Here is a 13,460-nt window from a genome sequence, read left to right as displayed (position 1 = left end):
GTGTGCGTTCTTGCTGTGGCATGGGGATAGTTAGTTACTAACAATGAACCAAGGAAAGGAGCAAAACGTGTCATCTACACTTCCGGCGCAAGATCTATCGTTAAATCCGTCTGTCAAGACTTCCGGACATGTGATGAGCACTCCTCCGCGCCCCAAAGCGGCCCGTTCGGGCCCTGTCGTCGACCGTATCTTTGGCTGGTTGGCCAAAGGTTCGGCCATTTTTACCCTGGCAATGCTGGTGGCGATCCTGATGTCGCTGGTGGTCAGTGCCTGGCCTGCCATCACCAAGTACGGACTGGGCTTTTTGACCAGCACTACCTGGGACCCGGTGAAAGAGGAGTTTGGCGGCCTGGTGATGATTTACGGCACGGTGATGACTTCCATCATTGCCTTGCTAATCGCCGTGCCGGTCAGCTTCGGTATCGCATTGTTCCTGACGGAGTTGTCTCCAGCCTGGCTGAAACGACCCCTGGGTACCGCCATTGAGCTGCTGGCTGCGGTGCCGTCTATTGTGTATGGCATGTGGGGCCTGCTGGTGTTCAGTCCGGTGCTGTCCACCTACGTTCAGCAGCCGCTGCAATCCCTGTTCAGCGGTGTGCCCTATGTAGGCGCCCTGTTTTCAGGTGCACCGGTGGGTATCGGCATCTTGTCTGCCGGCATCATTCTGGCCATCATGATCATCCCGTTCATCGCGGCTGTCATGCGTGACGTGTTTGAGGTGACGCCCACTTTGCTGAAGGAGTCCGCCTACGGATTGGGTGCAACCACTTGGGAGGTCGTGTCCAAGGTGGTTCTGCCTTACACCAAGTCCGGTGTGATCGGCGGCATCATGCTGGGTCTGGGGCGTGCCATTGGCGAAACCATGGCGGTTACCTTCGTGATCGGCAACTTCAACCAGCTGGATTCATTAAGCCTTTTCCAGGCCGCAAACAGCATCACCTCCGCGCTGGCAAACGAGTTTGCCGAAGCGGGCGAGGGCTTGCACCAAGGTGCTTTGATGTACCTGGGCTTGGTGTTGTTCTTTATTACTTTCGTCATTCTTTCCCTGTCCAAGCTGCTGCTGCTGCAACTGCGCAAGAATGAAGGAGCCAAATCATGACCACGAGCGAAATGTTGCTCAAAGCGGCTGCCGTCGAGCAGGCTCGCGGAGTGAAGTACGCTGCCCGCAAGCGGGTGAACCAGATTGCCCTGGTGTTGGCGCTAGGAGCCATGGCTTTTGGCCTGTTCTGGTTGTTCTGGATCTTGTTTGAAACCGTGCGTCTAGGAATCGATGGCCTGAGCTTGGCCACCCTTACGCAAATGACTCCTCCGCCAAACGACGAAGGTGGTTTGGCGAATGCGATCTACGGCTCGGTTTTGATGGTGGGGCTGGCCACGTTTGTCGGTGCTCCCATTGGCATCATGGCTGGCATCTATCTGGCCGAATACGACACCAAAGGCTGGCTGGCATCGGCCACGCGGTTTGTGAACGACATTCTGCTGTCGGCTCCCAGCATCGTGATCGGTTTGTTTGTCTACTCGGTTGTTGTGTCTCGATTCAAGTCCTTTTCGGGCTGGGCGGGCATCGTGGCCCTGGCCTTGATCGTGATTCCGGTGGTCATCCGTACCACGGAAAACATGCTGCAACTTGTGCCGCCAGGCCTGCGCGAAGCCGCTTATGCCCTGGGTGCGCCCAAGTGGAAAGTGATTTTGAGCATCACCTTGAAGGCCGCACGGGCTGGTGTGATCACCGGAATCATGTTGGCTGTGGCCCGTATTGCCGGCGAAACTGCACCGCTGCTCTTTACTGCGCTGAGCAACCAGTTCTGGACTTCCAGCCTGAGCCAGCCCATGGCCAGCTTGCCGGTGACGATTTTCAAATTTGCGATGAGCCCCTACGAGAACTGGCAAAAGCTGGCTTGGGCTGGGGTCTTCTTGATCACCATGACCGTGTTGGGTCTGAACATTTTGGCCCGCGCCTGGGCTGGTAAGAACAAAGGTTAACCATGCAAACCGCTATTGCCCAAAACTCCAAGATTTCGGTCAAGAACCTGAATTTCTACTACGGAAAATTCCATGCGCTCAAGGGCATCAATATGGAAATCCCGGAAAAGAAAGTGACGGCTTTCATTGGCCCATCCGGCTGCGGCAAGTCCACCTTGCTGCGCATCTTTAACCGCATGTTCGAGTTGTACCCCGAGCAGCGCGCTGAAGGCGAGATCATGCTGGACGGAGAAAACCTGCTGACCAGCAAAAAAGACGTGGCCTTGCTGCGTGCCAAGGTCGGCATGGTGTTCCAAAAGCCAACGCCGTTCCCCATGTCGATCTATGACAACATCACTTTCGGTGTGAAGCTGTTTGAAGACCTGAGCGCTACCGATATGGAAGAGCGCGTTGAATGGGCCCTGCGTAAGGCTGCTCTGTGGACCGAGGTCAAGGACAAGCTCAACCAGAGCGGCTCCAGCCTGTCGGGCGGACAGCAGCAGCGCCTGTGCATTGCACGCGGCATTGCGATCAAGCCCGAGGTGCTGTTGCTGGACGAGCCTTGCTCGGCACTGGACCCCATTTCGACCTCCAAGGTCGAAGAGCTGATCACCGAGCTGAAGAATGACTACACAGTCGTGATCGTGACCCACAACATGCAGCAGGCCGCGCGTTGCAGCGACTACACCGCCTATATGTACCTGGGTGACTTGATGGAGTTTGGTGCCACCGAAGACATCTTCTTCAAGCCCAAGCGCAAAGAGACCGAGGATTACATCACCGGCCGTTTCGGTTGATCTCCGCCTACCCAAAGGACAACACCATGCCTGAAAAACATCTTTCCAGCCAGTTTGACGCGGAACTCAATGGCGTTTCCAGCCGTGTGATGGAGCTGGGCGGTCTGGTTGAATCGCAAATTCGCCAGGCGATCTACGCGCTCTCGCAATTCAGCGGTGAAGTGGCCGACCAGGTTTCTGAGACCGAGCTCCGCGTGAATGCCATGGAGATAGAGATCGACCGCGAGCTCTCCAGCATCATTGCGCGTCGCCAGCCCACGGCCCGTGATCTGCGCTTGTTAATTGCCATTTCCAAGACCACCGCCAATCTGGAGCGCGTGGGCGACGAGGCCAACAAGATCGCCCGCATGGTCAAGTCCATTGCCCACAGCAGCGCGCCACGTGCCCTGCCGACGCTGGATCTGCGGGTGTCGGCTGACATGGCTTCAGGTCTGCTGCGCAAGGCCTTGGACGCCTTCGCCCGCCTGGACACAGCCGCTGCAGTGAGCATCCTGAAGGAGGACGATCTGCTGGACAAAGAGTTCGACGGTTTTGTGCGCAAACTCATCACTTACATGATGGAAGACCCGCGTACCATTTCTGCCAGCCTGGATCTGCTGTTCATTGCCAAAGCCATCGAGCGCATTGGCGACCATTCCAAGAATATTGCCGAGTTCATCATCTACATCGTCAAAGGCGAGGATGTGCGTCATGCGACCACGGCACAGGTGGAGTCGGTGCTGCAATGAAAAACATGCCACGGGTTTTGATCGTCGAGGATGAGCCGGCGATTGCCGAGCTGATTGCCGTCAACCTGCGCCACAGTGGTTTTCAGCCCACCTGGGCGATGGACAGTGTCACGGCCCAGTGCGAGCTGGATGCGGTTTTGCCCGATGTAATCTTGCTGGACTGGATGCTGCCCGGTGAAAGCGGCTTGTCACTGGCCAAGAAATGGCGTGCCAACCCGCGTACCAAGGCGGTGCCCATCATCCTGTTGACCGCACGCGGCGACGAAAGCGACCGTGTTGCCGGCTTGGATGCCGGCGCGGACGACTACATCTCCAAGCCTTTCTCGACCAAGGAAATGCTGGCCCGCATCCGTGCTGTGCTGCGTCGCCGTGCGCCCGAGCAGGATGGCGGTGTGGTCAGCATAGGTGCTTTGGTGTTGGACGCGTCCACTTACCGGGTGACCTTCCAGGAGCAGGCGGTGAAGATCGGCCCGACCGAATTCAAGCTGCTGCACTATCTGATGAAGCATTCCGAGCGCGTGCACAGCCGTTCACAACTGCTGGACCGTGTCTGGGGTGACCATGTATTCATTGAGGAGCGCACGGTGGACGTCCACGTGAAGCGCTTGCGCGAGGCCTTGGGCGCGGGCGGCGCCATGGTCGAGACAGTGCGTGGTGCGGGTTACCGCATCACGGCCCAGCCGGTGGTGGCGTCTGCCCCAGCGGCTGCTTCGGCAGCTTGATTTTCGGGGCGGCCTAGGCGTCGCTCCTCAATTTACTATCGCCCCTATGTGGTTTCGTTTCTTGAGTTTTTTGGGCGTGCAGTTGGCTGCGGGCTCGCTGGGTTGGGAGTTGGGGGGCTATCTGGGGGCGACCATAGGCACGGTGCTTTCCAGCGCTGCCTGGATGCTGGTGGATATATGGCGCGGTGGTCGCGTGATGCAATGGTTGCGTACCGGTGAGGTCGCCAAGGCGCCTCATATGCAAGGCTGGTGGGGTGACTTCAGCGACCGTACACGGCGCTGGTTGCGCCAGACCGAGCAAAAGATGCAGGATTCGGACCGGCGCCTGCATGAATTCCTGGCCGCTATCCAAGCGTCGCCCAATGGCGTGGTATTGCTGGATGCCGAAGGGCGCATAGAGTGGTGCAACCAGATCGCGGCGACCCATTTCGGCTTCGACGTGTCACGCGACTTGCAGCAACTGATTGGCAACCTGGTGCGCGATCCCGCATTTGCCAACTATGCTGCGGCACCCGACCTGACGGCGGGCGTGGTGATGATAGGCCGCGGCGGCAGCGTGACGCGCCCCGTTCGGTTGTCCGTGCACCTGCATCCGTATGGCGAGGGTCGGCGTCTGTTGCTTTCGCGTGACATTACGGCGCTGGAGCAGGCTGAGGCCATGCGGCGTGATTTTGTGGCCAATGTGTCGCACGAGATCCGCACGCCGCTGACGGTCATGTCTGGCTTCGTGGAGACCATGCAAAGCGTGCCGCTGGATGAGGAGCAACGCGAACGCTATCTGGGTTTTATGGCCCAGCAGGCGGACCGTATGCAAACCCTGGTGAGTGATTTGCTCACCCTGTCGTCCATTGAGGGCGGCCCTGCGCCCAGTAGCAATGACTGGATACCAGTGCGTGATCTGATTGCCCACTGTGCCCGTGAGGCCGAGGCCTTGTCGGGCTTGGTCACCGCAGGGCATGCCAAGTCGCACTCCCTGCGTTTTGGGCCCATGCCAGAAGGCGCGCTGGCAGGCGCGCATAGCGAATTGCTCAGTGCCATGTCCAATCTGGTGAGCAATGCTGTGCGCTACACGCCGCCCGGTGGTCGGATTGAGGTGCGTTGGGCGCAGCTGCCGGATGGGCGAGCCGAGTTTTCCGTCAAGGACACCGGCCCGGGCATCGCTTCCGAGCATTTGCCGCGCCTGACCGAGCGGTTTTACCGGGTAGACCCCAGCCGTTCCCGAGAAACCGGTGGAACCGGCCTGGGCCTAGCAATCGTGAAGCATGTGGTGCAACGCCATGGTGCTGAGTTACAGGTGGAGAGCACCCTGGGCCAGGGCTCTCGATTTGCGATTGTGTTTCCGGCCAATCGTCTGCGCGTAGAACAGCAACCAGCCTACGCCAAGTAGTCTCTGCTATTTAATATATAGCTGCTGGCGCAGGTTATATCTGCGCCAGAGGCCTAAATCATCAATAGTTTTTGCGCACGTCCTTGCGCTGGTACAGGCGGATGTTTTCGCCGTTATCGTCACGTCTGCGTACATTCAGGCGCAGCGACCAGGCGCTCAGATCCAACGAGTCGCGCGGCGGGCGTGCCGTGGTGGCATCGACCAGCAGCCAGCCGCATTGCGAGCCATCTGCAGCCGGTGTCAGTTTGAGTTGGCCGTGGTACTGGAAGGCGGCGATCTGGCCGCTGTTGAGGTTTTCAAACGCCACACATTCCAACGGACGGGATTGCTGCGATTGCGCCCGGATTTCCTGGCTTACGCTGCGCACCATGGGCACGTAGCTGCGGGCATAGTCGACGGCCGGCAGGCCCAGCGTCATCAGTAGCAGCCAGCACAAGGCCGTGCCGCCAGCGGGTAATACCAGGCTTTTCCAGATTGCGGAGCGGTGGCGACCTACCCGCCATTGCACCAGCCAGATCCATACCAGGGAGGCTAGCAGCGCGGGCAGGAAGGTGGGCCAACTGAAATAAGGAATGAAGCCCGGCACCAGGCGCGCCAGATTGGCTGCCGGTTGCTGCGGTATGCCGGTTTGTGCCGCAAACCATATTACCCAGATGGTGAGCGCGAATACGGTGAAAAACAGCAATGTGAACCAATCCACCAGTGCCGAAACAGTGCGGCTCAAGGTGGGTAGTGCAAATGCTGCTAGCGTCGCCATGGCCGGCAACGCCAGCAGCAGGGAGCGGTCGGCAAAGTTGGTGCTTAGCGTGGTAGCAAGGGCCACAGCCACAAACCACAACGGTAGCGCCAGATGGCGACCAAAGTTGCCACTGGTCAGCTGTTTGCGCCAGCGCCACAGGGTCCACATGGCCAGGGGCCAAACGGGCCAGGTAAACCACAGGAGCAGCCGCAGAATACCCCGAATGTTGGCGCCGTTGGTTTCTGGCAGGTCGATGCGCCAGCGCCACAGGTCCAGGCGCCAAGCCAATGCGGCCACGGCGGTCGTCAGCAGGATGATGGCAGCGGACCAGGCTATGCTGCGCCGCGCGCTGTGGGGAATGTCCAGTTCGGACCGGTCGGGCTGGTCATGGCGGTCCAAAAAGCATACTAGCGCTCCGCCCAGGCCTAGCAACACAGCCATGGCTGGGGCGCCGGAAAGTGCCAATCCCGCCAGTCCAACCGCAATGCCGGCGGCAGGAAACCAGGTTCGGTAAGGCAGGGCAGACATGGCAAAAAAAGCCAGGCTGGTGAACGCCAGTTGCGCCAGGGCAGGCGTGGTCTCATGCGATAGCTGCGCAAGCCCCAGGCAGGCGATGATGGCCAATAGACCGCCATCTGCCATGGCGCGGGCGTAGTCGGTCGGTTTGGCCTCCCCGCCAAAAGCGAACGCCACAGGTTGCGCGCGTGGGCTGCGGGCCAGGTAGTAGACCGCATACCAGGTGGTGGCCAGTGTCATGCCCAACAGCAGAATAAAAGGGACGCGTGCTGCGAAATCCATGGCCACGGCCGCCGGGCTCCAATGCACTGCCCAGGCGCCCAGCCAGTAGGGCAGCATGGCTTCGGCTTCAGGGGCTTGGCCTAACAATCGCGGATGTAGCCAGTCGGTGGCGCCCTTGGCCAATTCGGCGATGTAGCCGAAGGTCTCCATATCGTTGTTGCGCCAGGGTTCGCGGCCCAGAAAACCAGGCAGGATATAGGCTAGACACAATAGCCATAAGGCCACGCGCGGCAGGCGGCGTACGGCACTTTGTGCCACGATGGCAGGGGTTGGATGGTTCACAAGGCGGGAATCTTACGGCCAATAAAACAAAAGGGCAGCGCGGATAAACCGGGCTGCCCTTCTTTTCCGCAGATGCGGATGCGGAAGAACTTATTCTGCGGCTTTGGTAGCTGCAGTGGTCTTGCCGAAGCGGTTGCGGAAGCGCTCCACGCGGCCACCCATGTTGTCCACGGACTTTTGCGTACCGGTGTAGAAGGGATGCGACTCGCTGGAGGTATCCAGCTTGTACAGCGGCAGTTCGCGGCCGTCTTCCAGGGTGATCATTTCCTTGGCGTTAACGCAAGAACGGGTCACAAACTTGAAGTTGTTGGACAAGTCCAGGAAACACACTTCACGGTAATTGGGGTGAATGCCTTCTTTCATAGCTCTTCCTTTTCAATTGCGTTAGCCGCCCGGTGCCTTGGGCAATCTGTTTGCCCAATTCAAAAGCCCGGTACTTTTCGCGATTAGCCTTCCATTATCACATATTTTGAAGAACTACTATCCGCCGCGACGCATCATGTCGAAGAATTCGACATTGTTCTTGGTGGATTTCATGTTCTTCAGCATCAGTTCCATGGACTCGATCTCGTCCATGTTGTACATGAACTGGCGCAGGATGCGGCTCTTTTGCAAGATCTCAGGCGACAGCAGGAGCTCTTCGCGGCGGGTGCCGCTGCGGTTCAGTTGGATCGACGGGAACACGCGCTTTTCGTACAGGCGGCGATCCAGGTGGATTTCGCAGTTGCCGGTGCCCTTGAATTCTTCAAAGATCACTTCGTCCATGCGGCTGCCGGTGTCGACCAGCGCGGTGGCGATGATGGTCAGCGAGCCGCCTTCTTCCACATTGCGGGCGGCACCCAGGAAACGCTTGGGGCGCTGAAGCGCGTTGGAGTCCACGCCGCCGGTCAACACCTTGCCTGAAGAGGGCACGACGTTGTTGTAGGCGCGGGCCAGGCGGGTGATCGAGTCCAGCAGGATCACCACGTCTTTTTTCAGTTCGACCAGGCGCTTGGCGCGCTCGATCACCATCTCGGCCACGTGCACATGGCGCGCAGCGGGTTCGTCGAAGGTGGAGGCGATGACTTCGCCCTTCACCGAGCGCTGCATTTCAGTCACTTCTTCGGGGCGCTCATCAACCAGCAGCACCATCATGTGGCTGTTTGGATAGTTGGCGGCAATGGCGTGGGCCATGTGCTGCATCATCACCGTCTTGCCGCTCTTTGGCGGGGCGACCAGCAGGGCGCGCTGGCCTTTGCCGATAGGCGCCACGATGTCGATGATGCGGCCGGTGATGTTCTCGTCGCCCTTGATGTCGCGTTCCAGCTTCATCTGCTCTTTGGGGAACAGCGGGGTCAAGTTTTCGAACATGACCTTGTGCTTGTTTTCTTCCGGGCCGCCGCCGTTGACCTTGTCGAGCTTGTTCAGCGCGAAGTAGCGTTCGCCGTCTTTGGGCGTGCGCACTTCACCTTCGATCATGTCGCCGGTGTGCAGATTGAAGCGGCGCACCTGGCTGGGGCTGATGTAGATGTCGTCGGTCGATGCGGTGTAGCTGGTATCCGGGCTGCGCAGGAAGCCGAAGCCGTCCGGCAGGATTTCCAGCACGCCATCGGCAATGATCTGCTCGCCGGTGCGGGCGCGCTTTTTGATGATGGCAAACATCAGCTCTTGCTTGCGCATACGGCCGGTGTTCTCAATTTCAAGTTCTTCGGCTTGCTTGAGGACTTCAGACACGTGCAGTGCCTTGAGTTCGTTTAAGTGCATGGATGGACTCCTGTGCGGAGTTCTAGAGGAAAAAGGGGGGGAGGTTTTGAGGAGGCTAGAAGGGCCTCACAAACCGGGAACTCGAACCGTTTTGCTGGGTGGCAATCAGGTGAATGGGCGAATTATGACAGGAAAAAACGAAGCCACCGCAGGGGTGGCTTCAGGGAATGCGCTATCAGGCCAGTTGCTGGTCGATAAATGCGGTGAGTTGGGCTTTGCTCATGGCGCCAACCTTGGTGGCAGCCAGTTCGCCGCCCTTGAAAATCATCAAGGTGGGAATGCCGCGGATGCCGAACTTGGCGGGGATGTCGCGGTTCTCGTCCACATTCATCTTGGTGATCTGCAGCTTGCCTTCGTAACCGGTGGCAACTTCGTCGAGAATCGGTGCAATCATCTTGCAAGGACCGCACCATTCAGCCCAGTAGTCCACCAGGACAGGGGTGTTGGATTTCAGAACGTCCGCTTCGAAAGTGGCGTCCGAGATGTGTTTGATGAGTTCGCTGGCCATGGGGGTTCCTTAAACTGAGTGCCGATACGACTGAAGTTGCGGCATTGTGACAGAAAGCAAGCCCCCTCGTCCTGTGTGGACGCGCTATGTGGTGCTATTGCATCCATAGCGAAAATCCATTTCCCCCTCTACACCACAGCCTTATCCATGCCACCACTCCACGACCCGCTATGGTTTGCCCCCGCAACCGGCTTGCTGGACCAAATGCGGCAGGCCATGGCGCAGCGCCAGGCCCATCCATCGCGCACCGTGGTGTTGCTGCCCTATGCGCAGCTGATGCCCCTGGCACAGCGCTTCTGGGCCCAGGCCCAGCCTGCGGGCTTTACGCCGCGTTTTGAAACGACCTTGAATTGGGCACGTAGCCTGGGCGGCGTGCTGCAGGGCGCGCACGACCTGCGCTTCGACACCGCCATGGACATGTTGCAGGCGCCGGCTTTGCTTGACAGCGCCGGCCTGGGCGCCCAGGCCGAGGCCTTGGCGGCCCGGCTGGTCGAGGCGGCCCACCAACTGGCGCCTTTGGCCGCCGCCGTGGCACCGCAGCAGCGGGTGGAATGGGCAGCCCAAGCCCGCGCTGCCGTGGCTCTGGGCATGGAGGCATCGGTGCTGGCCCTTGAGAGTGTGGTGGCGCGCATTGCCCTGGAGTGGGCGGCGGCATCCAGTTATGCCACCGACGCGCTGTGGAATGCCGCCGTGCCGGAGGGCCTGGACTGCGTGATCGTGCTAGACGGCTTCCAGTCCGAGCCCTTGGTTGAGGCCTTGTGCCAAGCCTGGGGCAGCAAGGTGACCCGTTTGCTGCGCCCCGATCCGCCGCCACCCGCTATGCCCGCGCTACACCCTTGCACCGATTCCGAGGACGAAGCCCAGCGCGGTGCTGCCTCTGTGCTGCGGCATATCGAAGCCGGCCGGGCACCAGTGGCCCTGGTGGCAACGGACCGTTTACTCACGCGCCGCATCCGAGCCATGCTGGCCACGCAGAACGTACGCATTCGCGACGAAACCGGCTGGAAGCTGTCCACCACCCGCGCTGCGGCCGAGGTGGTGATCACGCTGCGCGCAGCCCGCTGGGACGCGAGCAGCGATGCCGTACTGGACTGGCTGAAGAACGCCCCCGCGTTCCGGCCCCGCGTGGTGCAAGGCCTGGAGCGCGCGCTGCGCAAGGCCGCCGCGCAAAGTTGGTCATCCTGGAGCCCCGAGGCCACGCCGCGCCAGCCCGCCGTATCCGATGCGGTACGTCTGGCCAATGAATTGCGCGCCAGCCTGCAAGCGGCGCGCCCCCTGGTGCAATGGCTGGCGGCTTTGCGCGGGCTGCTGCAGGCCAGCGGCCAATGGCCTGCGCTGGTGGCCGACGTGGCGGGGAATAGTTTGCTGTCGGCGCTGCGCCTGCAGGAGGGCGCCGAGCAAGAACTGCTGCAACTGCCGCAGGCCGCCCGCCGCATGCGGCTGGCCGAGTTCAGCACCTGGGTGGGCGATACGCTGGAGGCGGCCACCTTTGTGCCCACGCACCCGCTGGACGAGCAGGTGGTGATACTGCCGCTAAGCCAGCTGCTGGCGCGCCCGTTTGCGGCCCTGGTGCTGCCGGGCTGCGACGAGGTGCGGCTGGCGGTGTCGCCCGAGCCACCCGGCGCCTGGACCGTAGCCCAGCGAGAAGCCTTGGGCCTACCCTCGCGCGCTGCGCTGGAGGCCGCGACCCGTGCATCCTGGGCGAATGCCCTGCAAACCCCGCACACCGACGTGCTATGGAGGCGCAGCGACGCCTCGGGTGAAGACCTGCTGGCCAGCCCGCTGGTGCAGGCCCTGCGTGTGGATGGCCAGGATGTGGTTGCCGCCGAGCCGCGTATTCCGCGCAGCCTGCAGCCCCAGCCCAGCCAGCCGCCGCTGCCGGTGGGCCAGGATTTGCCGGTGCTGCGCCTGTCGGCCAGCGCTTACGAGGATTTGCGCCGCTGCCCCTACCGCTTCTTTGGCCTGCGCCAACTCGGCCTGCAGGAGTCGCAGGAGCTGACCGGCGAAGTGGATAAGCGTGACTTTGGCACCTGGCTGCACGCGGTGCTCAAGACTTTTCATGAAGAACTAAATAGGGCTCCAGCGCAGGTTTTATCTGCGCGGGTAGCTATGATAAATATAGCGTCTGAAAAAGTAACCCAGGACATGCACCTGGAGCAGGGCGAGTTCCTGCCCTTCGCCTCAGCCTGGCCGCGTGTGCGCGACGGCTACCTGGACTGGCTGGCCCAGCACGAGGCCAGCGGCGGTGTGTTCGAACAAGCCGAAAGCGCGCTGGAGCAGCCCCTGGGCCCGCTGACCTTGATAGGCACCATTGACCGCATCGACCAGGTGCGGGCCGACGGTAGCCACACCGCGCTGGTGATCGACTACAAGACCGAAAACGCCATGGCAACGCAAAAGCGCATCCAGCAGCCGATGGAAGACACGCAGCTGGCTTTCTACGCCGCCCTGTTGCCGCATGACACCTTGCGTGCCGCCTACCTCAATGTGGGTGAGAAGGACGGCAGCAAGCTGTTCGAACAGACCGAGGTGGTGGAGGCGCGCGACGCCTTGGTACACGGCATCCTGGAAGACATGCAGCGCATTGCCGACGGCGCCGTGCTGGCCGCGCTCGGTGAGGGCATGGTCTGCGAGTTCTGCGCCGCACGTGGCCTGTGCCGCAAAGACTGGTGGGGTAGCTAGCTAGGTGCTGCCCGAGCGCTTGAGCCACTCGCAAAACGCTACAGCCTGCGGGTTCTGCGCCGCGTGGGGTGGGCGTATCCAGTAGACGTTCTTCAGGTCAATCTCCAGCTGCGGGAAGGGCCGCACCAGCAGGCCGCTGTCTAACACGTCGCGCAGTTGGTGCGGGTTGCCCAGCGCCACACCCATGCCCTGGATGGCGGCTTGCACGGCCAGATGGGTGTGGTCGAAGGTGACCATATTCGCGGCCTGTAACTCGGGTTCGCCTGCCGCCGCCAGCCAGTCCTGCCAGAACATGGGCGTAGAGCGGCTCAGCAGCAGCGTGTGCTTGCGCAGGTCGGCGGGCTTGCGGATCGCCAGCTTGCCGGATACCAGCTGCGGGCTGCACAGCGGCGTTAGCGACTCGGGCAAAAACGCCTCGATCTGCACGCCCTGCCATTTGTCCTTGCGCAGCAGCTCCGCGCGTTCAATGTCGTACATGCAGCGTATGGATACATCGTAGGCCGCAGGGTCAAAATCGAAGGCGCTGGCGGTGGTGGACAGCTGCACGTCCACATCGGGCACCTCGGCACAAAAGCTGGCCAGGCGGGGGATCAGCCACTGCGCCGACAGCGTGGCCATGGAGTTCACCGCCAGCGTGTTGCGCCGCCCCCGCCGCTCGATGCGTCCGGTGGCCTGGGCCATCAGGTCGAAAGCGCTGCTCAGGCTGGGCAGGTAGGCGGTGCCTTCGGCCGTCAAGCCCAGGCGGCGCCCGTTGCGCTGCACCAGCGTCACGCCCAGCCAGGCCTCCAGTGCCTTGATCTGGTGGCTGACGGCGCTTTGCGTGACGTGCAGCTCCTGCGCGGCCAGGGTCACGCTCTCACAGCGCGCGGCGGCCTCGAAGGCCCGCAGCATGTTCATAGAAGGGAGGCGGCGGGCGTTGCTCATATCGGGCCCGGGTTTTTTGGCATGAGATTAATTCATCTATTTCTTAAAAATGAGCGATAGTCACTCGCCCATTGGCCCACTACGATCCGTCACCATGGAGCCTGGCACTGCCGTATAAAACTCATCTTATACCGGGCCTTGGGAAGCCGGTTATGCAGCCTGCCACGGGAAATGGACTGCCAAAATGG

12 protein-coding genes are annotated in these 13,460 nt (G+C 60.9%); 7 read left to right on the top strand and 5 right to left on the bottom strand.

From position 1 onward, the window contains the following. The first annotated feature begins 133 nt into the window (after window positions 1–133). Genes pstC through phoR form a run of 6 tightly spaced genes read left to right on the top strand, consistent with a single transcriptional unit; the run spans window position 134 to window position 5,596 of the window. Window positions 134–1,099, top strand: coding sequence for a phosphate ABC transporter permease PstC (gene pstC, locus AC4BBN_RS16970; protein ID WP_490593176.1), 966 nt, complete (start codon window positions 134–136; stop codon window positions 1,097–1,099). Then, window positions 1,096–1,983 (top strand): phosphate ABC transporter permease PstA, encoded by an 888-nt coding sequence (gene pstA / locus AC4BBN_RS16965; RefSeq protein WP_490593175.1) that lies wholly within the window; start codon window positions 1,096–1,098, stop codon window positions 1,981–1,983. The genes pstC and pstA overlap by 4 nt, the downstream gene beginning before the upstream one ends. 2 nt (window positions 1,984–1,985) lie before the next feature. Further along, window positions 1,986–2,759, top strand: coding sequence for a phosphate ABC transporter ATP-binding protein PstB (gene pstB, locus AC4BBN_RS16960; RefSeq protein WP_490593174.1), 774 nt, complete (start codon window positions 1,986–1,988; stop codon window positions 2,757–2,759). A gap of 26 nt (window positions 2,760–2,785) precedes the next feature. Continuing rightward, a complete protein-coding gene (phoU, locus tag AC4BBN_RS16955; RefSeq protein ID WP_490593173.1) occupies window positions 2,786–3,487 on the top strand; it encodes a phosphate signaling complex protein PhoU in 702 nt (233 codons plus the stop codon). After that, complete coding sequence (gene phoB, locus AC4BBN_RS16950) at window positions 3,484–4,209, top strand: phosphate regulon transcriptional regulator PhoB (RefSeq protein ID WP_490593172.1); 726 nt, start codon at window positions 3,484–3,486, stop codon at window positions 4,207–4,209. The genes phoU and phoB overlap by 4 nt, the downstream gene beginning before the upstream one ends. 46 nt (window positions 4,210–4,255) lie before the next feature. After that, window positions 4,256–5,596, top strand: a complete 1,341-nt coding sequence (gene phoR, locus AC4BBN_RS16945; RefSeq protein WP_490593171.1) for a phosphate regulon sensor histidine kinase PhoR — start codon at window positions 4,256–4,258, stop codon at window positions 5,594–5,596. Between the two features lie 61 nt (window positions 5,597–5,657). Here the strand turns inward: phoR and AC4BBN_RS16940 are convergent, their stop codons facing one another. The 4 genes from AC4BBN_RS16940 to trxA all read right to left on the bottom strand — a co-directional run bounded on the left by AC4BBN_RS16940 (window position 5,658) and on the right by trxA (window position 9,666). Further along, the gene (locus AC4BBN_RS16940; protein WP_490593170.1) at window positions 5,658–7,415 is read right to left on the bottom strand and encodes a hypothetical protein; all 1,758 of its coding nucleotides are present in this window, start codon (window positions 7,413–7,415) and stop codon (window positions 5,658–5,660) included. A gap of 90 nt (window positions 7,416–7,505) precedes the next feature. After that, a complete protein-coding gene (locus tag AC4BBN_RS16935; protein WP_490593169.1) occupies window positions 7,506–7,778 on the bottom strand; it encodes a type B 50S ribosomal protein L31 in 273 nt (90 codons plus the stop codon). A gap of 117 nt (window positions 7,779–7,895) precedes the next feature. After that, window positions 7,896–9,158 (bottom strand): transcription termination factor Rho, encoded by a 1,263-nt coding sequence (rho, locus tag AC4BBN_RS16930; protein ID WP_490593168.1) that lies wholly within the window; start codon window positions 9,156–9,158, stop codon window positions 7,896–7,898. Between the two features lie 175 nt (window positions 9,159–9,333). Then, window positions 9,334–9,666: a thioredoxin TrxA gene (gene trxA / locus AC4BBN_RS16925; RefSeq protein WP_490593167.1), complete on the bottom strand. Its 333-nt coding sequence runs from the start codon at window positions 9,664–9,666 to the stop codon at window positions 9,334–9,336. A gap of 147 nt (window positions 9,667–9,813) precedes the next feature. Between trxA and AC4BBN_RS16920 the strand changes: the two genes are divergently transcribed. Next, the gene (locus AC4BBN_RS16920; RefSeq protein WP_490593166.1) at window positions 9,814–12,348 is read left to right on the top strand and encodes a PD-(D/E)XK nuclease family protein; all 2,535 of its coding nucleotides are present in this window, start codon (window positions 9,814–9,816) and stop codon (window positions 12,346–12,348) included. On the opposite strand, the gene gcvA is transcribed toward AC4BBN_RS16920, so the two are convergent. Continuing rightward, on the bottom strand, window positions 12,349–13,272 hold the full coding sequence (gene gcvA / locus AC4BBN_RS16915; protein WP_490593165.1) for a transcriptional regulator GcvA: 924 nt from the start codon (window positions 13,270–13,272) through the stop codon (window positions 12,349–12,351). It abuts the gene before it with no gap. Window positions 13,273–13,460: the final 188 nt, after the last annotated feature.

Source organism: Rhodoferax sp. SPJ21 (assembly GCF_058216335.1).
The sequence above is the reverse complement of the archived record's forward strand: the minus strand, read 5'-3'. Positions and strand labels throughout refer to the sequence as shown.